The organism is Cyclobacterium salsum (genome assembly GCF_010119245.1).
GTDB lineage: Bacteria > Bacteroidota > Bacteroidia > Cytophagales > Cyclobacteriaceae > Cyclobacterium > Cyclobacterium salsum.
Map to the genome: position 1 here is coordinate 464,841 of NZ_WNKG01000001.1, position 24,813 is coordinate 489,653.

Genomic DNA, 24,813 nt, shown 5'->3' on the forward strand with positions numbered 1-24,813 from the left:
GAAGGATACAGAAGATTTATTTCAATCCGTCTGCTACGTACGGCAACAAGGCCAAATGCCTGGCTTTTTTTATGGCCTGAGCCACCTTCCGCTGGTATTTTGCAGAGTTACCCGTAAGTCTTCTGGGAAGAATCTTACCTTGCTCGTTCACGAATTTTAACAGGAAGTTAGGATCTTTGTAGTCAATGTACTTGATGCCAAGCTTTTTGAATCTACAATATTTTTTCCTGGTCTGTTCTCTATTGATCGGTTCGTTTTTTAAAGTCATTTTGCTGGCTCCTCCTTAGCTTCTGTTTTTTTGTTGAATTCACCTTTTCTCCGTCTTTCTGCATAGACAATACCATGTTTGTCCATGACAGTGCTCAAAAACCTTAAAACAGTTTCATCTCTCCTGAAATTCAGCTCAAACTTCTTGATTGCGGTAGGATCTGCCTTGTACTCAACCAACACGTAAAAACCGGTGGTCTTTTTCTGAATCGGATACGCTAATTTTTTTAGCCCCCAATTTTCTACATTGATTACATCTGCTCCCAATTCCTTTAACAAGCCTACGTACTTGTCTACGGTATCCTTCATCTGAACTTCAGACAAAACGGGAGTAAGTATGAATACCGTTTCATAATTTTTTTGGAACATTCTTTTAAATTTTTGTTTGTTGTTGTAAAACAGTTTGCAAAATTAAGGCTAAACCTCCGAAAAACAAAAATTACCCACTTTATTTTACCTCGAATGTACTGCTTCCGATTTCGGCCCCCTCTGCATAAACCCTTACGGTGTACAAACCGCTGGGATAATCGCTTCCCTTTTCGTAGTAATAGGTAAGCTGCTGTTGACTATTGTTAAAAATAAAATCCTGTCGAGAAGTATAAAAAACCTCTTTCCCATCCAGCTCAAACGTACCGGAGCCCTTAGCAATATCAAAAATGACCTGATCATTTGGCGTTAATACCTGAATAAATACATCCCGAAGGCCTTCAGGAGCCACTTTATTTTCGGCAATGGAAAAAGATACCTTTAATTTTGAAAGTTGCCGGTTACGAAATTCGTCTATCCGTTCCCTACCTCTGGAGTTTACCGCCGCCACGACAATGTTTTCAGCCTTCAACTGGGATGCAACCGTTACTTTTTCCTCCAATTCATCCGCCTTAATATTAAGCTTGACCACCTCTTCTTCTACCTCTGCCTTGCTGGATTTTAATTCGATGTTTTCTGAAAAAAGTTGTTGATTCTGCTCTCTTAGCTTGATGATATCGGTATCTTTCTCTTTTAATAAACCTGAATAACCGTCTATTCGCTCGTTTAACGCCGCAATCTCTGAAGCCGAGCGGTTGGTTTCTATTTGCCTTTCCCGTATTAATTGCTCCTTTATCCTTATCAGGGAATCGACATTTCCACCCAGCTTTTCGATTTCCTGAATCCGTAGATCTAATTGGAAGGTCATGGAGTCCAGCCGGATATTTAAATCGCTGTTTTCTTCCGTCAAGATAAGGATCTCTTCATTTTTTTGGGATTTCTCCCTGTGATCGTTCAATAATCGCCACCCACTTAATATGACCAATATGATCAAAACAATAATCAGAATGTTTTTACCCTTTTCCGTTCCGGGAGTATTTTCTTCAGGCTGCTCTTCCTTTGTCATAGCGTATGGAAAATTCTTTAGTTATTAGCTTCATCAACCCCTTTTTGTCATTAACCCATCCCTGTGCCTGATCAGAATTGCGTTTTATAAATCAATCCATGAAAGGTAATTTAAACATACATCAATTATCAGACCAATCAACATTCTTATTTTGCTAGTTTCTCAATCTTAAAAGCCTTCCGACAAATATATTACTTGAGATCGAACCTCAAAATTCGGGATGAAAAAATCTGCATTAGATCGCCATGACCAGATGAGATCTAACATGATCCGGACGGAAAAATAATACCCCACAATCAAAGAAATCCATGCTGCAAGTCACCCGAGGTGAACGCTTCAGATGATTCCAGGCCCGTTTCATTTCCCCTGACCAATGAATATCGGCAAGCACTACAATGCTACTGCCGTGTAATTTGGGAGAAATAAGGTCAAAATAGGCAATCGTTGGCGCATACCTGTGATTAGCATCCATTAGCACAAAATCAATGCGTGGCAATCCCTGCACTACTTCACGCAGCGTTTCATCCAGGTTTCCAGAAACCAACTGTACATTGAAGTGGCTATCCAGGTGTTTTTTGGCTAACTCCATTTGGGCAGGATCTCCTTCAAACGAATAAAGTTTCCCCTTTACACTATTACTCAAATAAGCCGTGTTGATGCCAAGGGAAGTCCCCAAATCCAAAACGGCATATGCAGGGGTTTGTTTGCACAAGAACTGGTAAACCAGCGAAAACTTGAGCGGGGTAGTAACCCGTTTCATTATCGTAGAAACGGTTCTCCCGGAACCGGACTCCCATCGGGACCCCGCTCCCAAGTCTTTACTTACAATTTTGGTGTTTTGTTCCAGAAAAAATTCCCGCCTCTTTTCCAGGCTACTAATCCCGGCTTTGTTAGTTTTCAGATAGCGTTTTAATTCCTGGTAGCAGTTATAATAAAAAGGAGAATGCAAGCTATGTTCGTCCTCTTTTTTTAAAAAATAAATGAAGTATTCCCATGACTGGAAAAACATGATGTGGGATCAATTATCGAAAATGGTGGCAATTAATTGAAATTCAGGAATGACCACCGTTAGCAATTTACCATCCAGCAATTTTTCCATGGTGTATTTCCCTCTCATTTTGCCCATTCCAGATTTTAGATTACAGCCAGACATATACGCATGGCTTGCGCCGGGTTCCAATACCGGCTGCTGCCCTACCACTCCATCTCCTTCCACTATTTTCAAAGAAGTAGCCGCATCGAATATTTCCCACTTCCTTTTCAACAATTGGATGGTAAACGCGCTGTGATTTTCAATGGTTACCTTATAGGTAAAGACATGATGATGCTGACCGGGATTAGAAAACTCCTTTTGGTAGGTCGCTTCCACGCTTACTTTTATTCCTTCTGTAATCGCAGTTACCATTCTGTTTTGTATTACAAAAACTTATTCGAAATTTGAATTGTCATAACAAATATACCAATAGAAATTTTATTAATGGAGGTCAAAATAGAAAATAGTTGGAAAGAATTGTTGCAGGAAGAGTTCTCAAAGCCTTACTTCCTCTCCCTTGCAAACTTTATCAAACAAGAATACCAAACCAAAACCATCTACCCGAAGGGATCGAACATCTTTAATGCCTTTGAGTGTTGCCCGGTAGACCGCACCAAAGTAGTTATATTAGGGCAGGATCCCTACCATGGACCTGGACAGGCACACGGTCTTTCTTTTTCTGTGCAAGAGGGAATTCCATTTCCCCCCTCCCTATTAAACATATTCAAAGAACTAAAAAGTGATTTGGGCTTGCCCTTTCCGTCGCATGGCAATTTGGAAAAATGGGCAAAACAAGGGGTGCTCTTGCTCAATGCCACCCTGACCGTGGAAGCCCATAAAGCCGGTAGCCACCAAAATAAGGGTTGGGAGGCATTTACTGATAAAGTGGTGGAAAAGCTGGCTGGTAGAAAAGAGAATATTGTATTCCTACTTTGGGGGGCCTACGCACGAAAAAAAGCACAAATCATATCAGAAGACCGGCATTTAAAACTGCATGCTCCCCACCCCAGTCCGCTATCTGCCCATCGTGGGTTTCTGGGATGCAAGCATTTCAGTCAGGCAAATGCCTACCTGGAAAAATCAGGGCTGACACCTATAAACTGGTAACGAAATAGCACCGGCCTCAAACCGGTGCTATTTCGTTCAAGGATTTCGTCAACTCAATCAATGGATTTGAAAAAGCGATTCCATCTGATTTTATTAAACATGGACTTGTGTTTTTCCAGCGAAAGCCATAAAAACCAGGCTTTTCCCACTACATGGTCTTCCGGTACAAAACCCCAGAACCGGGAGTCCAGGGAATCGTGCCGGTTATCCCCCATCATAAAATAATAATTCTGTTTAAAGGTGTAGGATTCTTGCTTTTCTCCATTGATAAATAGGTCGTTACCTTCTATTCGAAGCTCTTCATTGCCTTCAAAGTTTTCGATGGTATATCCATACCGGCGTACATTGTCCTCGGTGAGTTGTATGGTCTTTCCTTCAGCAGGCACTTCCAGTGGGCCGAAATTATCCTTGTTCCAGCCATAATAGGCACCGTCCGGAAAAATATTCGGGTCCCCTTGTCCCGGTTTGCTAATCCGCTTTCTTACGGAAGCGACAGCAGGCGATTGCTCCAATTCCCGAACCATTTCCTCCGTCGCAAAAATGAAATAGCCTGAGTTATCTGAAAACGGATAATAGCTATCCGGATTTATACCAAACCGATCAAAAAAATCGGCATTTAAGGGACGGTTGGTAGTGAGATCGTAAGAAAACTGCATTTCCTCCGGCAGGGCAGCCGCTTCTCCATTCACGAACAATTTTGCTTCCCTGATTTCAATTACATCTCCCGGCATCCCTACTCCCCGCTTGATATAATTCGTCTTCAGGTCGACCGGATAATGAAATTCTTCCGGGTAATTAAACACCACTACATCATTCCGCTGGATGGAAGTAAATCCCGGTAAACGATAATAGGGCAACTGAACAGCTTCGGAGTAGGAAGGGATTTCGGTTCCCCAAATTTTCTGATGGGTCAAGGGTACCTGAAGAATGGTTTTGGGCACTCGGGTTCCATAATGCATTTTACTGACAAATAAAAAATCCCCTACCAACAGGGATTTCTCCATCGAGGCCGTGGGAATGGTAAAAGGCTCCAAAAGTAACCAACGGATCAGGCTGGCTGCGATTACTGCAAACAATAAGGCATCTACCCATTCCCTTGCGGCTGATTTTTTCTTTCTTTCTTGACTCATTTTTATACTAATGTTAAAACGTTAAAAAATCATTCATTGAAAAGACACCTTTTTTGCCCGGAAGCCATTCGGCTACCAACACGGCACCCAAGGCAAAACCTTTTCTACTATGGGCAGTATGGCGAATGGAAATGGTGTCAATATCCGAAGCATACATCACGGTGTGTGTTCCCGGAGCTGGATCAATCCGTTTGGAAGTAATGGGAAGAACCTGGTTTGGAGTGGAATCCTTTTTTTTCAATTCCCACTTTTGGTATTGTTGGTTGTTTTCGAGCAAGCCTTCAGCAAGGGTAGTGGCGGTCCCGCTGGGAGCATCCTTTTTTTCGGTGTGGTGAATCTCTTCGATAGATGCCTGATAGCCTTCCTGGCCGTTCATTAGAGTGGCTAAGAAGGCATTCACTTTAAAAAACAAATTAACGCCAATGCTAAAATTGGAGGCGTAAAACAGAGATCCGTTATGCCTTTCGCAACTACTTTCAACGGCTTCTTTCTGATCCATCCACCCGGTAGTCCCTACGACCACCGGTACCTGATGCTCTATGCACCAGTTAATGTTTCCGACGGCCGACTCCGGTTGACTGAACTCAATGGCCACGTCGATTTCTTTCTTATCCAGGGAGTCTAAGTCGGTAACATTTTCAATATTGATTTTTGCCACAATGTGATGGCCTCTTTGTTCAGCAATTTGGGCGATAATTTTACCCATTTTTCCATATCCCAGGATCAGAATATTCATATTAGAATTTAAATTTTAAAGCGATACCTACCGCACGCCCGTACGCCATGATCGGTTCTGTGGTCGGTTCTATTTTTATACTCAGGTCATCACTGACATCAAAACTGGAAAGGTGAGCATCTACAAATGCATCCACAGCACCCAGCGCGTAGATGGCCCCAAATACCATGTACATGGCATCCCTGTTTCTCCGCCAATAATTGACATTCCTAATAATACCATCTTCGTTCAGATTCGGAAATGGACTCGGCTCCCCTCCCTCCTCTCTTACGATTTCCAAGGCGGCCAAAAACTCCTGATACCTCCTGTTGTTAAACTCGAGAAAATACACTGAAGTGGCTACCCCGCCGTAAAGTAAAGGTAATTTCCAGACTTTTTCATTATACACCTGCCCCGCTCCGGGAAAAATCAGGGATAAAAGTACCGCTTTTTTAGGATTTTTAACACTATCGGGAGCTGCTAACACAATGGTGTCTTCCTCCGAAGTCTCTATCTCACTTATTACCTGTGCCGCCGCCTGAGGAGCTATCTGCATATGACACAAAAGTAAGATACTGCCAGCAAAAACGAATTTAACCTGACAACGGCTTATAAACAGACGTATCAAACATTTCACTCAGATCAAATCAAGTATTTCTAAGATTCTGTTCAGATCGTTGGTGGAATGAAAAGGAATTTTGATCTCCCCTTTATCTTTTTGATCTGATTTTAGGGATACTTTGGTTCCAAAATGGGAAGCCAACTTTTGCTGCAATTTGTTGATTTCATACTTCTTTACCGGGTCCAGTCCAGGTTTCTCGGGCGTTTCCTTTTTTTCCCGACCTTCGCTGAGTTCCTTAACCAGTGCTTCTACTTTTCTAACGCTCAGTTCCTCCGTGACCATGCGCTTAAAAATCGCCAGTTGTTTGTCCACATCTTCGATATTGATCAAGGCCCTGGCATGTCCCATGCTGATTTTTTGATCGCGAATGCCTGCCTGAATATCCGGGGGCAGCTTAAGTAGTCTGAGGTAATTATTAACTGTGGTTCGGTTTTTACCAACCCGATCTCCCAATTGCTCCTGCTTCAAATCACATTCTGACAATAAACGCTGATAGGAATGGGCGATTTCAAGCGCATTCAGATTTTCTCGCTGAATGTTTTCTATCAAGGCCATTTCCAGCATCTGCTGGTCATTTGCAAGTCGAACGTAAGCAGGAATTTTATCCAAACCGGCAATCTTGGAAGCCTGATACCTTCTCTCACCGGAAATAAGTTGATATTCCTTATCGGCTAATTTCCTAACGGTTATGGGTTGAATAATTCCCTGAACCCGTATGGATTCTGCCAATTCTTCAAGTGAGGTTTTATCAAAATGAGTCCTTGGCTGAAACGGATTTACCTGAATTTCTTCCAGCCCTATTTCAAAAATACCTGCAATGGGGTGGCTACCTTCTCCTTCCGTCTTCCCTTTTTGAGGAGAATCATGCAACAACGCGCCCAATCCTTTCCCCAAAGCCCCTCTTTTCTTATTTGTTTTACTAACTGCCATTTGTTTTAACTAATCAATTTACCTTGGCCATGCCATTTTTGGTGGCAATTTCATTGGCCAGATTTAAGTAAGCCACCGCACCTTTTCCTGTCGCATCAAAAGCCACAACAGGCATCCCAAAACTGGGCGATTCACTTAATTTTACGTTTCTAGGGATAATCGTTTCGAAGGTCATGTCTTTGAAATGCATCTTTACTTCATCGACTACCTGATTGGATAGTCTCAGCCTGACATCGTACATGGTCAAGAGAATACCCTCAATTTCGAGCTCCTGGTTAAGTCTGGTCTGGATAATTTTTATGGTATTCAGGAGTTTACCTAAACCTTCCAGGGCAAAGTATTCGCATTGCACGGGGATTATCACCGAATTGGCAGCGGTCAGGGCATTGATAGTTATTAATCCAAGAGAAGGTGAACAGTCGATGATAATAAAATCGTATTTATCCCTTAATCCCTGGATGACGCCCCGCATTTTCTCTTCCCGGTTTTCCAGATTAACCATTTCCACTTCTGCCCCCACCAGGTCAATATGAGACGGCACTAAATCCAAATTCTCTATCTCCGTAGTAATAATAATATCCTCTATTTCATTCTCATTTACCATGCATTCGTAGATGCTGGTATCAATCTCTTTGGGGTCATAACCCAAGCCTGATGTGGTATTGGCCTGGGGGTCTGCGTCGATCACAAGCGTCTTGTATTCCAAAACAGCCAAACTGGCTGCCAGATTCATGGCCGTGGTCGTTTTACCCACTCCCCCTTTTTGATTGGCAATAGCGATTACTTTTCCCATTATTTCTTAAAGCGTAATACTTTCCCCTATTTGAAGCAAAAACAATTCTTTACCGGCTTCTTTTGCCGACTGCCTTACTTCTTCTTTATTGATGGTGATGTAAGGAAAGGTATCGTAGTGCATGCCTACGATCTTTTCCGTACCGACAAAATCAGCTGCCTTGATGGCATCACTGATGTCCATTGTAAAGTTATCCCCTATGGGCAATACAGCAAAATCAATAGCAAAAGATTCTCCTATTAATTTCATGTCGAATGTCAAAGCTGTATCACCAGCATAATAAAACACTCCCTCATCCGAAGTGATCACGAATCCACCCGGATTCCCCCCGCTTGACCCATCTGGAAGCGTGCTGCTGTGAATGGCATTAACATATTTAACCTTTCCAAAGTCAAAAACCTTGCTTCCGCCATGATTCATGGGGTGTACATTTTCCAGGCCTTTTCCCTGAAACCAGGATATAATTTCAAAATTGGAAACCAGCATGGCACCACTTTTTCTGGCTATCCGCTCCACATCGGCTACATGATCTTCATGTCCATGTGTCACAAGTATGTAATCAGGATTGATTTCTTCAATGGCCACATCCTTTGCAAGCGAGTTGGGAGTTATAAACGGATCAAAAAGAATCTGTTTTCCATTTATCCCCATCAAGAAGGTCGAATGACCAAAGTACTTGAGTTCAATCATTGGATTTTGATTTTTCGGTTCCTGATAGCTTCACAAATATATCATTTTAATCGGAACTATGGTCAGGTACTTTTCCACATCACCCGGTGGAAAACTTTTATATCATTGAATATCAAATACTTATACCCATATGAGGTCCGTGTTCGAACCCCTAAAAGCCATATAGAATGAAAAAAAGGCATGGGAAATCCCATGCCTTGTGATTTCTAAGACTGAGAAAATTATTTCTGCTTCCCTTTTTTCTTGGCTGGCTCGCCTTTTTTATTCTCCGCTGCCTTCATCGCCTGCTCAATTCTCATTTGAAATTTGGACTTTTTCTTATTGGCATTTTTTGCCTTACTCTCTTCTACTTTTTGTCTGATTTTACTATCATCTACAAATTGCTTAATCAAAGCCTGCTGACCAAAGGTTACCATATTGGAAACGAAGTAGTAAAAACTAAGTGCTGCAGGAAAGGAGTTTAACACAAACATGAAAACAACGGGCATGATATAGCCGATGTTTTTCATAGGCCCCTGTGCCGTAGTCAGTTGGTTATTAAAGTGAGTGTAGGCAATTTGGGAAAGGGTCATCAGCAGGGTAAACAAACTCACATGGGACCCATAAAATGGAATCGTGAACGGTAGATTCAAAATGGAGTCATAGGTAGACAAATCATGTGCCCATAGAAAGGATTCCTGCCGCAACTCTATGGAGTTGGGAAAGAAAAAGAACATGGCTAATAAAAAAGGCATTTGCAGCACCATGGGCAAACAACCGGAAATAGGACTTACTCCCAGCTGCCCGAACAGTTTCATCTGTTCTTGCTGCATTTTAGTTTGATCATCGCCGTATTTCTCTTTTAACTCATCTATCTCAGGCTTAATGACCCTCATTTTGGCCATTCCTATATAAGATTTATAGGTTAGCGGTAATAGGAATAATTTGATAATGAAAACAATCAGGATAATAATTACTCCGTAATTATCAAAAAAGTTTTCCAACCAATGAAACAGGTTTACGATGATGTATTTATTTACCCAACTGACAAACACGTAGCCCATATCCACGTTTTTGTCAAATTCGGGAGTCACCTGTTTCAGAATTTTGTAGTTGTTAGGCCCAAAGTAATAACTTACTGCTTCATTCATTGGTAAGGTTAGGGTCGCATACATGCGCTTTACAGAAGAAGCATCCAAAGGTGTCTCCTGAGCTAAATTTCCTCCTGCAAACTGATTGGAGGCAATAACGCCGGATGTGAAAAACCGTTGCTTAAAAGCCACCCATTTTAGGGGCTCTCCTATTTGCTGCGCATCTTCGGAATCGCCGGTGGTTAGGTAATCATAACTTTCATCCACCGTGTAGAAGTTCATGTAGGTTTTCCTACGGGACTCCTCCATGTCTTCTTCCAGCTTTTGCAGCTCAGTGCTCCAGTTAAGGGTAACGGTCTCATCGGAAACCAACGAGCCAAGTCCGGAACCTTCTAAAACATGCCCTAACTGATACCCGGACTCCGGGAGGGTATAGACCCTTTTTAGGGTTCCAGTACCTACATTGGCGGTGAAAACAAGTTGATCTACAGGTTCCTCAGCCGAACCGGAAGTCGATTCGCTGACTTCAAAGTACAGCTCATTCAATCCGATTTTGCCTTGGGGCGCATTTATTTCGTACTCCAGGTCTCCAAATTCCTGATCAAATAAAATAAGGGCTTGCTGATCGTAGGTTTTAAAATTCTTTACCTCAACCCGTTGAATTTCCCCCCCTTTGCTCGAAAAGGTAATTTTTAGACCATCATTCTCCAGGGTATAAAAACGCTCCTCCCCATTGACAAGGCTGGAAAAGTCTCCGTATTTTTGTTGGGTCGCTATAGTTTGCAGGCTATCTCCCGGTGCTATACTATCCGGTTCTGCTGCTTCTCTATCAGGTGATTGGGATTGCACCTGTGTGGTGTTGTCCGTTTGAGGTTCGATAACCGGTTCCGGTCCGCTGGCAAAAAAGAGCGAATAAACCAAAATTACGGCTGCGAAAAGAATAAGTCCCGTCGCTTGATTTTTATCCATGTGTCAATTGTTTACGAAACAGATTTCTTAAATCTGCCCTTTTCAATGCTATTTTTTTAAGATTTAGATTGCTTTTTTTCTCCAACAGCTTTAATAAACCGGACAAATAAGGGGTGCGGATTCAATACCGTGCTTTTATATTCGGGGTGAAACTGGGTACCAACGAACCAGGGATGGTCTTTCAACTCGATGATTTCTACCAAGCCCTTGTCCGGGTTTTTTCCTGAAGCCAACATGCCGTGATTTTCAAAGTCCTTTAGGTACTTGTTATTAAATTCGTATCGGTGACGGTGCCGTTCAGTGATTTTTTGCTTTCCGTAGGCCGTAAAAGCCTTGGTACCTTTTACCAACTCACAAGGATAAGCACCTAGCCGCATGGTCCCACCCATTTGGGTGATGTCCTTTTGCTCCGCCATTAAAAATATTACCGGATCTTTACAGTCTGGGTTTATTTCCGTGGAAGAGGCGTCTGTCAAGCCCATCACATTTCTCGCAAATTCGATTACAGCAATTTGCATTCCCAGGCAAATCCCGAAATAGGGAATCTCATTCTCCCGGGCAAATTTAGCTGCTTCCAGTTTCCCTTCCAAACCACGAACGCCAAAACCAGGAGCTACCAGCACCCCATCCATTTCGTTTAATTTCTTTTCGACATTATCAATGTTTATTTCCTCGGAGGATATCAAATGCAGGTTCACTTTACATTCCAGTGAGGTCCCGGCATGGATAAAGGATTCAATGATGGACTTATAGGCATCCGGAAGGGAGACGTATTTGCCGATCAGAGCTATATCCACCTCCATCGTTGGGTTTTTCAATTTCCCCAAAAATTCCTTCCACTGCTCCAATTCTGTATTCGTTTTGGAAGAGATTTTGAGTTTACTCATAACCCGCTCATCCAGCCGCTCCTTTTTCATCAAAAGGGGAACATCGTAAATAGAATCGGCATCCATGGCCTCAATTACACAGTTCAATTGTACGTTGCAAAAAAGGGCAATTTTCTTTTTCACATCCAAGGGTAAGTGACGCTCCGTCCTGCAAACCAATATATCCGGCTGAACACCCGCCTCCAGCAACTGCTTAACCGAATGTTGGGTCGGTTTGGTTTTCAGCTCTTTTGCGGCAGATAGGTAGGGTATCAAGGTCAAATGAATCACCAATATATTATTAGGACCCAAATCCCACCTGGCCTGCCTCACGGCTTCCACGAAGGGTAAGGATTCAATATCCCCCACACAACCTCCGATTTCGGTGATGATCACATCGTACTTGCCGTCCTGGCCTAATTTGTAGAAGTTGTTTTTAATCTCATCGGTAATATGCGGTACTACCTGTACGGTCTTACCCAAGAACTCTCCTTTTCGTTCTTTGGTAATGACGTTGTTATAGATTCTACCAGTCGTAACATTATTGTCTTGAGAGGTTGTCGCATTTAAAAACCGCTCGTAATGACCCAGATCCAAATCGGTCTCCGCTCCATCTTCTGTTACGTAACACTCTCCGTGCTCGTAGGGATTCAAAGTTCCGGGATCAATATTCAAATAAGGATCAAACTTTTGGATGGTGACGGAAATGCCCCTGGACTGTAAAAGCTTGGCTAGAGAGGCGGCAATAATCCCTTTTCCCAAGGAAGAGGTGACCCCTCCAGTAATAAAGATGTGTTTTGTAGAAAAACCCATAAGAACGCGTGGATGAAATTTTGTTTATATTCTTATGGGATTCAAAATTAGGTAAAATAATTGACTTGGTCGTGGACAAACGATTTAAAATTTTGTACCACTACCCTGGGACCAGATCAGATATCCCTACGGATTGGTTTAACCTGCGGTATAGCAATTGGTTACCTTACTATAGAAATTTTTTATTTGTTTCTGCTAAGCTACCATATTGATAAGGGTGCCAATTCCGTCGATATGGATCTTAATTTTATCGCCGGATTGCAAGGTAAAGGTATGATCCGGTACGATACCTGTCCCTGTCATCAAGAATGCACCAGAAGGAAAGGTATACTCACGATAGAGAAATTCCACCAGTTGACTAAACTTCCGTTTGATCTGATCGATGGTAATGGAATCACTAAATACCAGATTACTTTCCCGGATGATTTCTAGTTTTATGGACGTGTCCGGCGGCAACGCTTCTTCGCTGATCAGAATGCAGGGACCCAGGGCAGTAGAGCCATCGTATACTTTTGCCTGTGGAAGGTATAACGGATTCTCGCCTTCTATACTTCTTGAACTCATGTCATTACCGATGGTGTAGCCCAGAATTTTGCCTGAACTAGATATCAGCAAGGTGAGCTCAGGTTCGGGCACATCCCATTTTGAATCTTTCCGGATACGAACCTCCTGCATGTGCCCCATTACTCTGGGACCAGTAGCTTTCATAAATAATTCAGGCCTTTCTGCCTGATAGACCTTCTCATAGAATGTTCCGCCGCCGCTATCTTTAGATTCTTCCTGACGCCCCAACTTACTCCGAAAATACGTTACCCCGCTGGCCCATACTTCCTGACTGCCGACTGGCGGCAGTAGGGCATTTGCCAGCCAATCATGCGCCTCCTTATCTGGAGCTAACTCCTGTACGATGTTGGTAAGTTTTTGATATAACCCATCATCATTGATGAATTCATCCCAGTTCTGATCTTTAACCAGGTATAAGTCGTGTCCGTTTTCCAGGACGATTCCTTTTTTGGTTCGGTATATTTTCATGTTATACTATCCATTAGGTTCTAAAATTGACATTCTATTAATCAGATGAATAAAGATAGGACCAAAACCAGAAAAAACCCGGTAAGGGAGATAATGGTTTCCAGTACCGTCCAGGTTTGTAGGGTTTCTTTTTCGGAAATGTCCAGGTATTTTTTTACCAGCCAAAAGCCGCTGTCGTTTACATGCGACAAGATACAGGAACCGGCCGCAATGGCAATACCAATTAGTGCCTTGTGCGGATCAGAGTAGTCCAATCCACTCAGAACCGGAGCGATCATTCCTGCCGCCGTCACCATAGCCACCGTAGCCGAACCCTGAATAATCCGAATGACTACGGCAATCAGATAGGCCATTACAATCGGTGCCACATTGTAGGCGATAAATACTTCCGCCAACGCCTCTCCGGCCCCGCTCTGGACCAGTATTTCCTTAAACATTCCTCCCGCACCTGTAATGACAATGATTAGCCCGGCTGGTGCGAGGGCTTTATCCGAAAACTCCAGGAGCTGTTTGGCTTTAAATCCCTTTCTGAACCCCAGGAAATAGGAGGCGACCAAAGTAGCGATGGTTAGCGCGATGAAGGGATGCCCTAAAAACTGAGCCAAACGGATCAAAAAGCTATCTCCATTGATATAGCCCATGTCGACAAACATGTCAGAACTCGTTGCAATCAAAATTAAAAATAAAGGCAAAATGATGATGAATGCAATCATAAAAAAATCATTCCTGCTGGCTTTACTTTCTTCTTCATCATTGAATTCAATATGAGCAGGAACCGGGACAAAAATTCTCTTTGAAATAAATCCGCCAAATACCGGACCGGCCAAAATGGCGCAAGGAAGTCCGACCAAAACCCCGAAAACAATCATCCAGCCCAAAGGAGCTTGAATAATTTCTGCCACCGCAACGGGTCCGGGGGTTGGTGGAATGAAAGCATGCGTCACTGCCATCCCTGCCAACAAAGGAACTGCAAAATGAAGCAGGGATTTTTGGGCTTTATGGGCCAGGGCGTATACCAGTGGTATTAGAATAATAAAACCCACATCTAAAAATACCGGAATGGATACGATAAATCCGGTAAGCATCAACGCCCAAGAGGTTCTTTTCTCGCCAAAACCCTTGATGAGAAAATGCGCCATGGTCTGCGCGCCTCCGGACACTTCAAGTAATTTCCCCAAAATGGCTCCTAACCCGACCACAATGGTAATAAACCCCAAAATATCTCCCATCCCCTTCTGAAGGCTGGCAATCAATTCCATAAATGGCATTCCGGCAGCCAACCCCACAAAGCAACTGGCAAGAAGTAACGAAATGAAAGCATGAACTTTTAGTTTCATTACCAACACCAATAAAAGTACGATTGATAAAGAGGTAATTATAAATAAATAAATGGTTTGGTCCATGAGGGTTTTGGTTGTTGATATTAGGTTTAGGTTAATTCAAAGGCAGCTATTAACTGGTTTGCTTATCGGCAAACTTCTTATAGGCCCCTAAGAAAGCATGTAGGTGGTTCGTAAGCCCCTTCCAGTCTTTATTATTAAGAAATTCTTTGGGAACCAATGCACTGCCCACACCAACAGCCTTTGCCCCTGCTTCGAAATAGGCGGCAATGTTACTCGCATTCACTCCTCCCGTAGGCATTAATGAAATATCATTCAATGGGGCCAGGACATCTTTGATATAAGCAGGCCCCATGGACCCAGCCGGAAATACCTTGACCATCGTGGCACCCATTTGCCAGGTCTTGAAAATTTCAGTAGGGGTAAATGCCCCGGGAAAGACCGGTATTTTCTGGGCAACACAGTAATTAATCACATCAACATCCGATATGGGAGTCACTATAAACTGGGCACCGGCTTCAAGTGCTTCGTGCATCCCATTCAAATCACAAACGGTCCCCGCTCCAATATTCAATACCTCTCCAAATTCTTTTACCAAATGGGCGATGTCATTTTTGGAATTATCCGAGTTCATCGTGATTTCCATGGTACTGATTCCTGCTTCCTGAAAACAGGAGGCCACCCGAATCAAATCCTTACTATCCAGATTCCTAAATATGGATACAATGGGAGCTTTCTCAAAAGCTTCCCAAGAAAATGCTTTTTTCATGATTATTGGTATAATTAAATATTTCCAGTTGACCAAATACCACCGCCTGCCGGACGTCTTGCTGGCTAAGTATTTTAGCTTTTAGCGGCAAAATTTCCATGGCTCTGGAATAGGTTGTATGTAAATTACCTTCGGCACATAAATAAATCGGAAAGTCTCTATTAGTTGACAAATTACTAAGTTCGTTACCAATCAACAAACCGCTCAAATAATGAAAATTCTCGGTTTTAGTTAGCTTTCCAAATAATTCGTTGGTTCTAACCTGAAAAAGGGAACCCAGTAAATTACCCTTAGCCCCCTCTTCTACCCCTCTGGTAAAAGCCAGACCCAATTCAGTATCTGCTAACGCTCCCCTGCTGATACTATCGGAAAGCAAGCTGTGACGCGAAAGAATCTGAAAAACCTCCCCGGTCATATAGGTTTTGAAGTCAGAAATTTCACCAGCGGACACATATATATGTTTGGAGTGAGTACCCGGCAAGATAAAAACCCCCTCTCCAGCAAAGGAGGGCAGTTGACGAATAATTCCTATTAGTTGGGTTTCCTCTCCCCGCATCACATCCCGGGTACTTTTGACACCTGATAGCAAAAAAATCGGATGATCTATTTTATCTCCTGATCTGTAAAAATGCATTTCCATGGTAGACCCCTTTAAAGGGAAGGGAAGCGTCGCATACGGTAACTCTCTGATGCCTACTGTAGACGAAGCCATTCCGGAACATAGAATCATGGTTTCGGTCAGATCCAGGTTCAGCTTTCTTTCCAGTGCCTTTACTCCCTCGCTAAGCAAATCCATATAAAACTGCTCTCTATCTGTATTGGGTCCACTTTCCTGAAAATTTTGGAAAGCCTGTTTGACACCCAGTCCGGAAATATACTCTCCAAGAATCTGTCGATCTTCCACTCGTACCAATCGAAGTCTGAACGAACTGGTTCCCCAATCACAGCTTAAAAACCGAATCATATCAATCGTAGGTTACTGGGTTTATCTTTTACCTGACTTATTCTTGTCTGCTTTTATCAAACGCACCAAATCATTTCTGAACTATTATTAATCGGGAATCAGAAGCCACAACCAGCCTCTTTCCTTGAGCTCGCTCCACCATCCCCAAAAACTAGCATCGTTTAGGATCTTTTGACCATCCAAAATGCTCCTTTTAAAATAATTCAGCTGCTGAAATTAAAGAATTCAAAATTAATTTCAGAAAAAAAAGAAAATTTTACCACTATTCCTTCTTTTAGGAAGTAAAATCAGCCAATTGGGGAGCATATACATAATGAAAGCGAGCCTGCCTGAGGCAAACAAGCATAATAAAAGCGACATAAAGTTGGATGTAGCGATAATTATCGGGGGAAAAGAAACGAGATTTCCTTAGAAAGTTCGGGACATCCCAATCATCGGAACGGGACAAGTTGTCTCCATTTGAAAAAATTATTAGCCCATGGATAAAGAAAATGCAGGATGCCAACCTAGGTAATTGACATCCTGCATTTTTCCAGAAATTTAAGTCAGATCAAGGGCTGTTTCACCTCCCATGAAAGGGTCAGAAGTACTGTGTTTTCCAAATTCAAGTCGGCCACAATACCGTTTGTTAAAGGAGGGAATATCCTCCATCCGTATTGAAAAATCATACCAGCCATTGCTGGAGCGCGTAGGAATACGAACTGATTTTTTTTGTCTCGCTTTGAGGGTAATGGATTTATTCCCCTGCCGGTAGGCATTATCAGAAACCGATAGTGCTATAGGTTGCGACTCTCTGTTTTCTAAAACCACTTTCACAATCCCCGATCCGGAAATAGAATCATCCGGGAGGTATTCGGATTGCGTATTCAGGATGGGGGAACCTTTTCGGCCGGAAATCTCCCTGAAGAAGCCATTAGGCCCGTATACCAACAGGCGATAATCTTCTCCTTGAAAATTTTTCAGGGGCCAATCATAATTCAGTTCATCTCCCGATTTGACTGCAAAGGACCAGCTGCGGAAGGTTTCGGTTTCCCCGTATTCGGCAGATGTGTAGGCTCCAGGTACATAAACTACAAATGGAGCTCCAAGGGCGTTTTTACCAAATTGTTTATTCGAAGCTTCAAACCGAATCCGGACCACATCTTCCGTCTCATCCAGGTTTCCTTCCACATAGAGTTCATAAGCAAGTGCATTCGAGGGCTTAGTGCCCGGCTCCTGACTTGGAATCCAGGGGGATTGTTGAGGATGGTTATTGGCCCGTTGGATTTCTTCCGGATCAAGTGCTTTGAAATTATTCGGGATTTCTTTGAATCCGGCACGATGAATGGCTTTCACATGATTTTCAAAATCCACAAAATCAGGCAAGTCTATCGCTTCCCCATTATAAGGTCTGAATACCGAGGTAAGATCCCCAGAGATAGCTCGTCTCCAGCTACTGATATTGTCCTCCCGAATGGTTTTTCCGGTTTTCTGGGATAGGAATTTTTCCAAAAACAATATGGTAGACGATATGTCACAGACTTCGGAGTTTACCCATCCGCCCCTGCTCCATGGAGAAGCCACGATCAACGGTACACGGTAACCCAATCCAACGGGGCTTTCACGGGCATCTTCAGGACTCATACCCGGATAGTTTATCTCTTGTTCTTTGGTCACGAACTCCGTACGGGCATCCAGTCCTTTGGACATCCGTCCCGTTGTGGAATCACCAGGCTTGGGTGGTACAAATGGAGGTACGTGATCAAAATACCCATCGTTCTCATCATAGTTGAGAATAAAAATGGTTTTCTTCCAAACCTCCGGGTTTTTAGTTAAAATCTCCAAGGCCTCTGATACATACCAAGCCCCATACCAGGGCGCACTGGGGTGATCGGAGAATTTCTGCGGCGCCACCAGCCAGGAAACAGTCGGTAACTTTCCTGAGTCCACGTCTTTTCGGAATTGGTGAAAAATATCCCCTTTTGGAATTTTGGTGGACCGTTTTTCATTCCCCTCGCGATACCTTAGCTCCTCAGTCCGGTGATAATCCGGATCGGCTATATTTGTCGTAAAAGCCCTTTTATGTAATTCCTTTTCCTTTTCGCTGAGCCTGGCAAAAGCGTCGGGATTAAATTCTGCTAGCGTTTTTTCTATAAATTCCAGTTCCCGTTTTCTCGCTTCCAGTTGGCTTAAAAGTTCATTCTTCCTGTCTTCCGCCGCTCGGGCAATTTCCGTCTCCAGTTCGGAAATTTCGGTCGGGAGATTTTTTTGGTGGTGCTTCAGGAAGGCATAATGGCCAGGCGTAAACCGAACACCAAACTGCTTAAACCACTCCAGGTTATTATCGGTAAAATTAGCCAGCCAGGACTCATCTTCCCCTTCCAGAAGGGTATTAACACTCACTTCATTTTGATACACCCTCCAATCCACTCCCTGTTCCTGAAGGCGGTCGGGAAAGGTTTTCCAATCCACTTCTTTACCATAGGTATGTTCCCCATTTCTTACCAATGGCTTCTCTCCCGGTTTGCCGACCGTTTTTCCCGCCCAGAGGTAATTTCGGTTAGTGGTGGTTCCGGTCAATGCAGCGCAAAAGTGCTGGTCGCAAACGGTAAACGCATCGGCAAAGGCGTAATAAAAGGGAATGTCCTCCCGGTCGTAATAGCCCATCGTCATGGGCACCTGACTAAACTCCTTTCTCCCGGGACGTTTTGCCTCGATCCATCCATCGTACTTTCCGTTATTTCGGGCATCTACCTGATTTTCCCAGGAATGAGGAATGTCACTCATCCAGGTAGCCTTCGTATCTTGGATATTTAAACGGAATGGAGCAAAAGTCTGCCCTTTGTTATCCCGCTGCAGCCAAACCAAATCCTTGCTTGGAAGCCGGATGGCGCGGGGATCGTTAAAACCACGGACACCTTTTAACTTTCCAAAGCAATGGTCAAAAGAGCGGTTTTCCTGCATGAGTATCACCACATGTTCCGCATCCATAAAGGTAGTTCCCGGGTCGGGACTGATAGCCATGGCTTTTTGAATGGAGGATGGCAATGCTCCCCATAGGCCTGCTCCACCAGAAAACAGGGCTGCTTTCTTTAGAAATTCCCTTCTATTTTCATTCATAATTAATTCCTTGACTTTTTAATATACAGCTCATTTACCCGAAATGGAGTAAATGTTCGATTCATTTCTGACAAAAATCAAAAAAAAACCAGACAGGTATCTTTCCTGTCTGGTAGCTAGCTGTTTATTCCACATCCCACCAAACGCGGGTGGTGATTCTATCCTGTCCCTGAACACTCACGGCCTGCTCGTAATTTTCCTTGTTTAGCGCCTGTACACCGGTGGGATACATAAACCGTACGGGCACCGTTTCTATATAGGCCGCCGGACCGGGCTCGATCTCCGGAATGCCCGTTCTTCTCCAGTCAAACCATCCTTCCAGGCCATTGAAGAAAAGTGCCAGCCATTTTTGGGTACCGATCTTTTCTAATTTTTCCTGCTGGCTACCCGTATAGGCAACATCTTGTTGCGAATAATAACCCGCTTCCGGCTGCACCACATCTGCCAACTCGGTTAGATTGGCAACCCGCAGTCGCTCCTCGTAATAATCAAACGAGGCTTTTATTCCATTTTCATAGTACGTACCTGCGTCGCCTACCGAAATGTAGCCCTTTTCCCTGGCCTCTGCCAATAGAAACTGCAATTCAGAATAGCCCATCAACATGGTTTGAAAGCCGATTGGGGAAGCGTAATCCGAACAAACAAGGCATGAAAATAACAAGCCTACCCTGGAAATGAAATTGGAACCTCCCCTGTCGGGATCACCGGTTGGGGAATAATCGAGTGCATCTTCATCGGCAAGTCCATTGGGGACCCCCGCATAATCCTCGGGAGCGCCTATGATTCCTGCACCACTAGCATTGGTTGGTTGGAAATAGGCAAAAAGACGTGGATCACTGAGATCTTTCAAATAGCCTTCCACCGTAGTACTGAGCCGGTATTCATCAAAGGAGCCGGAACGGGTGGTATATAGGTAATGTTGATTTGGAACATCCGGCAAATACTGAAGGGCCGCATTGTCCTCGTTCCCTTCAAAGATGGGAAATTGCTGAGGGTTCGCTACAATCGCTTGCATGGCTGCTGATGGATCTTCCCGGTCCGAAAGTCGCATCAAGGCACGTAATCGGAGGGAATTTGACAGCTTTTTCCATTTCATAATATCACCCTGAAAGAGAATATCCCCGTCCAATGCCTCGGCAGAAGTTCCAAACAACTGATTGGCTTGCTCCAAATCACTTAATATGCCTTCATAAATAATTTCCTGCCGGTCAAATTTCGGGTAGTTGATCCCCTCCTTTGCACCGGTGGCTTCTGTATAGGGAAGGTCTCCATAGGCATCGGTCATAAAGGCATACATGAGCGACTTCATTACCAAAGCTACACCTACGTAGTTGTTCTCTCCCTGCTCCGTGGAAATCAATACCACATTATTAACGTCCCTAAGGGTGTTGTAAAACACACTGTAGGGATTCCCTTCAGGTCCCCAATTATATCGGTCTTCGTTGGTAAACTGAATCTTTGATGTATACTGCATAACCACGTTTCCAATTCCCCATCCTTTGCCAATAATCTCATTGGAGGCGTTACGAATGATATTGGGTAATAAAAGCGAAGAAGAAACGGTCTCAGGACTATTGGGATTTCTATTCACTTCCTCAAAATCTTTGTCACAGCTGCTGACCATGCCTACCAATATAAGTAAGGTCAACACACCCACTAATTGTATTTTTATATCTTTCATGATGCGTTTGCGTTTGGAAATTAAAACTTAAGGTTTAGATTAAAACCTATGCTTCTGGAAGAAGGAAATGCCATGTCTTCCACTCCGGGGATCAGGGTTCCCCCACTCATGGCCATGGTTTCCGGATCGAAGTGTGGGTTCTCTGTCCACAGGGCCAGGTTTCTCGCTACCAGGGAAAAACGCGCTTCCTGAAAAGGTAACTTACCCATAGAGGTTCCCGGAATGGTATATCCCAATGTCACCTCCCGGAGCTTAACAAAAGAAGCATCGTATTTCGCGGCCTCTACATTGCTTCGCTCATAGTATCGGTTGTGCCAGTCTCTTGAACTAATTTTCCGGTCATTGGGCACGAAACTGTCATCCGCTGTCTGAATTACTCCAGGGCTGGTGATACCATTTCCTTCCACCGAGAGATCGTAACCATTTTCACGTCCCAGTAAGGTCTCTTCCAATTGCCCCGCAGTACTGCCAATGGTCTTGGTTCGGGAAACAACGATGCCTCCTTGACGGATATCAAATAGGAATCCAAATGTAAATTTTTTATAGTTAAAGTTATTCTGAATTCCGAGCATCCAATCGGGGTTGTAGTTCCCTTGAAGAACCAGTTCAGGAGAGGTTATGGGTGTTCCGGTAGAATTATGGATGATTTGGCCAAAATAAGGGCTGTCTACATCATCCACCCGGGCAAATCCCCTTCCGTAGATATTTCCCATTCGCTCTCCAATGCGGGCCTGTATGGTGGCCCCATTTCTCCCAACCATGGAATAGGATGTCAAATCGTCGGTTAATTCTAACACCTTACTTCGGTTTCGGGTAAAATTAGCCATGATATTCCAGTTGAGGCCGTTCACATTTTGCAAAGGGCTACCGGAAAGAACGAGTTCGATTCCGTTGTTTTGAATTTCTCCGGCATTGATAATCCGGCTGGCGTAACCGGTAGAAATATCCAATTCTATCGGGATGATCTGGTTACGGGTTCGATTGTCGTAATAAGTAAAGTCAAGGCCCAACCTTCCTTTTAGCAAGCGGATATCTGCTCCGACTTCGACCGATCCAGTTCGTTCCGGTTTCAGATCAGCATTTGCCAATCGGTTGGACTCTGTTTTGCTTTGAATGGAACCCCATGGCGTAGCCGGGTTAAAAACATTCGTCAGGCTGTACGGATTGGTATCATTACCCACTTCCGCATAGGCGGCTCTTACCTTGACAAATGAAAAAGCATCCGGCAATGTAACCATGTCCGAAATAATCGCACTCATGGTAGCTGAGGGATAGAAATAACTATTGTTTGTAACCGGCAAAGTGCTGGACCAATCATTTCTTCCCGTAATGTCCAGAAAAAGGATGTTCTTGTAGCCAATTTGGCCAAATCCGTATAAGGAATTAATTCGCTTCTCCGAAACCATGTGTTCCACCTGTAGGTTGACTGCCGTGTTCGTGAAATTATAGATTTCCGGTATCAGTAATTGAGGGGCCATGGTCCGGGTAAACCGGTTTTCCTGGATCATTTGGTTTCCTCCCAAGGATACCGTATAAGACCAATTGGGATTTTCGGATTCGGAATACGTGAGCAAGAAATCGGTATTTCGCTCGTTAAACGAAACGGCATCCTCTCGGTAACTTCCAAATGGAAAACGCTGGGTACTGAAAGCTCTCTTTCTGTCCCGAAGGTCATTGTACAAGTCAAGCCCTGTGCGAACCATCAGGTTAAGCTTATCGGTGAATTTATAGTTGACAACCACATTTCCGAAAATACGATCTTTGGATTGTCCGTTGGTATTTTCGTATACGTTGAAATAGGGATTGTCGTGGTAGTTGTAATTATAATTAAACTGCTGTCTTCCTTCCAGTCCAGGCATCCAGTAATCCTGCAAATTTCTTGTATTGATCTGCCTTCCGTACCAAATCCAGAGGTACATCAAACTTTCGGTACCATAGCTGATACTTGGACGATTGCCGCTTATTGAATTTTGATAATTGATGGCTGTGGTGACGGAAAGTTTATCAGTGATTTGGCTCATCCCGTTAAATGCCAGGGTATTTCGTTTTAAATCCGTGTTTGGAATGGTACCCTTTTGATCCAGATTGGTCCAGGAAAAACGAAAATTTGACCGTTCGTTACCAGATGCAATGGAAATGTTATTGGAAAGAGTAACACCAGTTTGGAAAAAATCATTGATATTGTTGGGCTGCGATACCCATGGTGTAGGGGTAATGGTGCTGCCTTCCGGCGCATTCAAATCGCCTCCCCGGTATCCGGGAACATCCCTGGGCGAATCAAATTGGGGAATCGTGCTTCCCTGATCCATCAGAGGCCCCCAGCTTTCATCCACTCCATCGGCAATACCTGCACCCGCTCCGTTTACGAAGGTGAACTGCCCATTATTTCCTTGTCCATACCGGTCTTGCCAGTCAGGAAGCCTCAGGGGCGTATCAAATGTGGTGTTGGAGTTAATACTCACGCCCAATCCACGTTTGTTTTTACCGGATTTGGTGGTAATCAAAATCGCACCATTCGCCGCTCGTGAGCCATACAATGCAGCAGCAGCCGGACCTTTCAATATACTCATCGAAGCGATGTCATCCGGGTTAATTTCCCCTGCCGGGTTACCATAGTCCACTTCCTGGTTACCCGATCCGGATGAACCCACGATATTGTTGCTAATGGGAACGCCATCTACAACGAATAAGGGTTGGTTTGCATTAATATTCAGCGATGATTCACCCCGGATGGTTACCCGGGAGGATCCGCCTACCCCGCTGGAAGAATTGGTGATCTGTACCCCCGCCACTCTTCCACTGAGCGAATTGATTACATTCGTTTCCCTGGCTTCAGTAAATTTGTCTCCATCTACCGCCTGCACCGAATATCCCAGGGCCTTGGTTTCCCGTTCCACTCCCAGCGCGGTAACCACCACTTCATTCAATTCTTCGGAGGAATAATCTAATACCACATCCAGGGTGGATTGGTTTCCAACCGCAATTTCCTGTGCCTGGAAACCAATATAGGAAAATACCAAAATGGCCTCATCTGAGGGGACTTCGAGCTCGTAGTTTCCGTCCAGATCGGTAACGGTTCCCTTGGTGGTACCTTTTAGCAAAATAGAAGCCCCTAGAATCGGCTCTGAGCCTGAACTTTCAGTCACCTGTCCGCGGACCGTGCGCGACTGGGCACGAAGTACTTCGGTACTGCCCAATAGCAATACCAGGATCAGCATTCCCAGGCCCTTGTGGGAACTGAAAAATCGACCCTCCAAACAAAGTAATGATTTCTTCATAAAGATTGGTGGTTTAAGAAATGGTAAAGAATTAATGTAGGGGAATAAAAAATTCCCGAAAATAAATGTAGGTTCAATAGGGTACCTGAGATTAGCATTCACTTCTTTAAGGAAAATTTAGAAAGAATGATCAATCTCCTCCTTTATATTTTCCAAAAAAGGATTCTAATTTCATTAATTTTAAATATAAATATTTTTTATAAAATATTTTTTACTTCCCTGCAAAATTATAAAAATAACATTTCTGTAGAAAAACATCTCTTTTACGAATTT

The 24,813-nt window shown here is 43.7% G+C and carries 21 protein-coding genes; 1 reads left to right on the forward strand and 20 read right to left on the reverse strand.

What is annotated here, in order from left to right:
- Window positions 1-16: 16 nt before the first annotated feature.
- The 5 genes from rpsR to apaG all read right to left on the reverse strand — a co-directional run bounded on the left by rpsR (window position 17) and on the right by apaG (window position 3,044).
- Entirely contained in the window at window positions 17-268 is a 252-nt protein-coding gene (gene rpsR, locus GJS45_RS01805; RefSeq protein WP_092169188.1) for a 30S ribosomal protein S18, read from the reverse strand.
- Window positions 265-636, reverse strand: a complete 372-nt coding sequence (gene rpsF, locus GJS45_RS01810) for a 30S ribosomal protein S6 (RefSeq protein ID WP_162339726.1) — start codon at window positions 634-636, stop codon at window positions 265-267. Before rpsF ends, rpsR begins: the two co-directional genes overlap by 4 nt.
- Before the next feature lie 79 nt (window positions 637-715).
- The gene (locus GJS45_RS01815; protein WP_162339727.1) at window positions 716-1,639 is read right to left on the reverse strand and encodes a hypothetical protein; all 924 of its coding nucleotides are present in this window, start codon (window positions 1,637-1,639) and stop codon (window positions 716-718) included.
- A 235-nt stretch (window positions 1,640-1,874) separates the two neighbouring features.
- Window positions 1,875-2,648, reverse strand: coding sequence for an O-methyltransferase (locus GJS45_RS01820; RefSeq protein WP_162339728.1), 774 nt, complete (start codon window positions 2,646-2,648; stop codon window positions 1,875-1,877).
- 9 nt (window positions 2,649-2,657) lie between these two features.
- Window positions 2,658-3,044, reverse strand: a complete 387-nt coding sequence (gene apaG, locus GJS45_RS01825) for a Co2+/Mg2+ efflux protein ApaG (protein WP_162339729.1) — start codon at window positions 3,042-3,044, stop codon at window positions 2,658-2,660.
- Between the two features lie 72 nt (window positions 3,045-3,116).
- On the opposite strand from apaG, the gene ung reads away from it, so the two are divergent.
- Complete coding sequence (ung, locus tag GJS45_RS01830; RefSeq protein WP_162339730.1) at window positions 3,117-3,779, forward strand: uracil-DNA glycosylase; 663 nt, start codon at window positions 3,117-3,119, stop codon at window positions 3,777-3,779.
- A 53-nt stretch (window positions 3,780-3,832) separates the two neighbouring features.
- On the opposite strand, the gene lepB is transcribed toward ung, so the two are convergent.
- The 15 genes from lepB to GJS45_RS01905 all read right to left on the reverse strand — a co-directional run bounded on the left by lepB (window position 3,833) and on the right by GJS45_RS01905 (window position 24,540).
- A complete protein-coding gene (gene lepB / locus GJS45_RS01835) occupies window positions 3,833-4,909 on the reverse strand; it encodes a signal peptidase I (protein ID WP_162339731.1) in 1,077 nt (358 codons plus the stop codon).
- A 13-nt stretch (window positions 4,910-4,922) separates the two neighbouring features.
- On the reverse strand, window positions 4,923-5,645 hold the full coding sequence (dapB, locus tag GJS45_RS01840; protein ID WP_162339732.1) for a 4-hydroxy-tetrahydrodipicolinate reductase: 723 nt from the start codon (window positions 5,643-5,645) through the stop codon (window positions 4,923-4,925).
- A gap of 1 nt (window position 5,646) precedes the next feature.
- Window positions 5,647-6,180 (reverse strand): DUF5683 domain-containing protein, encoded by a 534-nt coding sequence (locus tag GJS45_RS01845; protein WP_235954543.1) that lies wholly within the window; start codon window positions 6,178-6,180, stop codon window positions 5,647-5,649.
- 81 nt (window positions 6,181-6,261) lie between these two features.
- Window positions 6,262-7,176, reverse strand: coding sequence for a ParB/RepB/Spo0J family partition protein (locus GJS45_RS01850; RefSeq protein WP_162339733.1), 915 nt, complete (start codon window positions 7,174-7,176; stop codon window positions 6,262-6,264).
- Between the two features lie 13 nt (window positions 7,177-7,189).
- Window positions 7,190-7,969: a ParA family protein gene (locus GJS45_RS01855; protein ID WP_162339734.1), complete on the reverse strand. Its 780-nt coding sequence runs from the start codon at window positions 7,967-7,969 to the stop codon at window positions 7,190-7,192.
- Between the two features lie 6 nt (window positions 7,970-7,975).
- Complete coding sequence (locus GJS45_RS01860) at window positions 7,976-8,659, reverse strand: metal-dependent hydrolase (protein ID WP_162339735.1); 684 nt, start codon at window positions 8,657-8,659, stop codon at window positions 7,976-7,978.
- A gap of 221 nt (window positions 8,660-8,880) precedes the next feature.
- Complete coding sequence (yidC, locus tag GJS45_RS01865) at window positions 8,881-10,698, reverse strand: membrane protein insertase YidC (protein WP_162339736.1); 1,818 nt, start codon at window positions 10,696-10,698, stop codon at window positions 8,881-8,883.
- A 56-nt stretch (window positions 10,699-10,754) separates the two neighbouring features.
- Window positions 10,755-12,377, reverse strand: coding sequence for a CTP synthase (locus tag GJS45_RS01870; protein ID WP_162339737.1), 1,623 nt, complete (start codon window positions 12,375-12,377; stop codon window positions 10,755-10,757).
- A gap of 195 nt (window positions 12,378-12,572) precedes the next feature.
- Complete coding sequence (locus GJS45_RS01875) at window positions 12,573-13,409, reverse strand: fumarylacetoacetate hydrolase family protein (RefSeq protein ID WP_162339738.1); 837 nt, start codon at window positions 13,407-13,409, stop codon at window positions 12,573-12,575.
- A gap of 41 nt (window positions 13,410-13,450) precedes the next feature.
- On the reverse strand, window positions 13,451-14,812 hold the full coding sequence (locus tag GJS45_RS01880; protein WP_162339739.1) for a GntP family permease: 1,362 nt from the start codon (window positions 14,810-14,812) through the stop codon (window positions 13,451-13,453).
- 49 nt (window positions 14,813-14,861) lie between these two features.
- A complete protein-coding gene (locus tag GJS45_RS01885) occupies window positions 14,862-15,518 on the reverse strand; it encodes a bifunctional 4-hydroxy-2-oxoglutarate aldolase/2-dehydro-3-deoxy-phosphogluconate aldolase (RefSeq protein ID WP_162339740.1) in 657 nt (218 codons plus the stop codon).
- The gene (locus tag GJS45_RS01890) at window positions 15,487-16,482 is read right to left on the reverse strand and encodes a 2-dehydro-3-deoxygalactonokinase (protein WP_162339741.1); all 996 of its coding nucleotides are present in this window, start codon (window positions 16,480-16,482) and stop codon (window positions 15,487-15,489) included. Before GJS45_RS01890 ends, GJS45_RS01885 begins: the two co-directional genes overlap by 32 nt.
- Before the next feature lie 540 nt (window positions 16,483-17,022).
- Window positions 17,023-19,581 (reverse strand): phosphocholine-specific phospholipase C, encoded by a 2,559-nt coding sequence (locus tag GJS45_RS01895; protein ID WP_162339742.1) that lies wholly within the window; start codon window positions 19,579-19,581, stop codon window positions 17,023-17,025.
- A 124-nt stretch (window positions 19,582-19,705) separates the two neighbouring features.
- A complete protein-coding gene (locus GJS45_RS01900) occupies window positions 19,706-21,262 on the reverse strand; it encodes a SusD/RagB family nutrient-binding outer membrane lipoprotein (RefSeq protein WP_202928017.1) in 1,557 nt (518 codons plus the stop codon).
- Between the two features lie 20 nt (window positions 21,263-21,282).
- Window positions 21,283-24,540, reverse strand: coding sequence for a SusC/RagA family TonB-linked outer membrane protein (locus GJS45_RS01905; protein WP_162339743.1), 3,258 nt, complete (start codon window positions 24,538-24,540; stop codon window positions 21,283-21,285).
- Between the last annotated feature and the right edge of the window lie 273 nt (window positions 24,541-24,813).

Excerpts from the sequence above, each read along its gene's own strand:
- GJS45_RS01855 (WP_162339734.1), bottom strand. The coding sequence starts at position 7,969 with ATGGGAAAAGTAATCGCTATTGCCAATCAAAAAGGGGGAGTGGGTAAA.
- GJS45_RS01900 (WP_202928017.1), bottom strand. The coding sequence starts at position 21,262 with ATGAAAGATATAAAAATACAATTAGTGGGTGTGTTGACCTTACTTATA.
- GJS45_RS01870 (WP_162339737.1), bottom strand. The coding sequence starts at position 12,377 with ATGGGTTTTTCTACAAAACACATCTTTATTACTGGAGGGGTCACCTCT.
- apaG (WP_162339729.1), bottom strand. The coding sequence starts at position 3,044 with ATGGTAACTGCGATTACAGAAGGAATAAAAGTAAGCGTGGAAGCGACC.
- GJS45_RS01875 (WP_162339738.1), bottom strand. The coding sequence starts at position 13,409 with ATGAAAATATACCGAACCAAAAAAGGAATCGTCCTGGAAAACGGACAC.
- GJS45_RS01845 (WP_235954543.1), bottom strand. The coding sequence starts at position 6,180 with ATGCAGATAGCTCCTCAGGCGGCGGCACAGGTAATAAGTGAGATAGAG.
- GJS45_RS01905 (WP_162339743.1), bottom strand. The coding sequence starts at position 24,540 with ATGAAGAAATCATTACTTTGTTTGGAGGGTCGATTTTTCAGTTCCCAC.
- ung (WP_162339730.1), top strand. The coding sequence starts at position 3,117 with ATGGAGGTCAAAATAGAAAATAGTTGGAAAGAATTGTTGCAGGAAGAG.
- rpsR (WP_092169188.1), bottom strand. The coding sequence starts at position 268 with ATGACTTTAAAAAACGAACCGATCAATAGAGAACAGACCAGGAAAAAA.
- rpsF (WP_162339726.1), bottom strand. The coding sequence starts at position 636 with ATGTTCCAAAAAAATTATGAAACGGTATTCATACTTACTCCCGTTTTG.
- yidC (WP_162339736.1), bottom strand. The coding sequence starts at position 10,698 with ATGGATAAAAATCAAGCGACGGGACTTATTCTTTTCGCAGCCGTAATT.
- lepB (WP_162339731.1), bottom strand. The coding sequence starts at position 4,909 with ATGAGTCAAGAAAGAAAGAAAAAATCAGCCGCAAGGGAATGGGTAGAT.
- GJS45_RS01885 (WP_162339740.1), bottom strand. The coding sequence starts at position 15,518 with ATGAAAAAAGCATTTTCTTGGGAAGCTTTTGAGAAAGCTCCCATTGTA.
- GJS45_RS01860 (WP_162339735.1), bottom strand. The coding sequence starts at position 8,659 with ATGATTGAACTCAAGTACTTTGGTCATTCGACCTTCTTGATGGGGATA.
- GJS45_RS01890 (WP_162339741.1), bottom strand. The coding sequence starts at position 16,482 with ATGATTCGGTTTTTAAGCTGTGATTGGGGAACCAGTTCGTTCAGACTT.
- GJS45_RS01895 (WP_162339742.1), bottom strand. The coding sequence starts at position 19,581 with ATGAATGAAAATAGAAGGGAATTTCTAAAGAAAGCAGCCCTGTTTTCT.
- GJS45_RS01815 (WP_162339727.1), bottom strand. The coding sequence starts at position 1,639 with ATGACAAAGGAAGAGCAGCCTGAAGAAAATACTCCCGGAACGGAAAAG.
- dapB (WP_162339732.1), bottom strand. The coding sequence starts at position 5,645 with ATGAATATTCTGATCCTGGGATATGGAAAAATGGGTAAAATTATCGCC.
- GJS45_RS01820 (WP_162339728.1), bottom strand. The coding sequence starts at position 2,648 with ATGTTTTTCCAGTCATGGGAATACTTCATTTATTTTTTAAAAAAAGAG.
- GJS45_RS01880 (WP_162339739.1), bottom strand. The coding sequence starts at position 14,812 with ATGGACCAAACCATTTATTTATTTATAATTACCTCTTTATCAATCGTA.
- GJS45_RS01850 (WP_162339733.1), bottom strand. The coding sequence starts at position 7,176 with ATGGCAGTTAGTAAAACAAATAAGAAAAGAGGGGCTTTGGGGAAAGGA.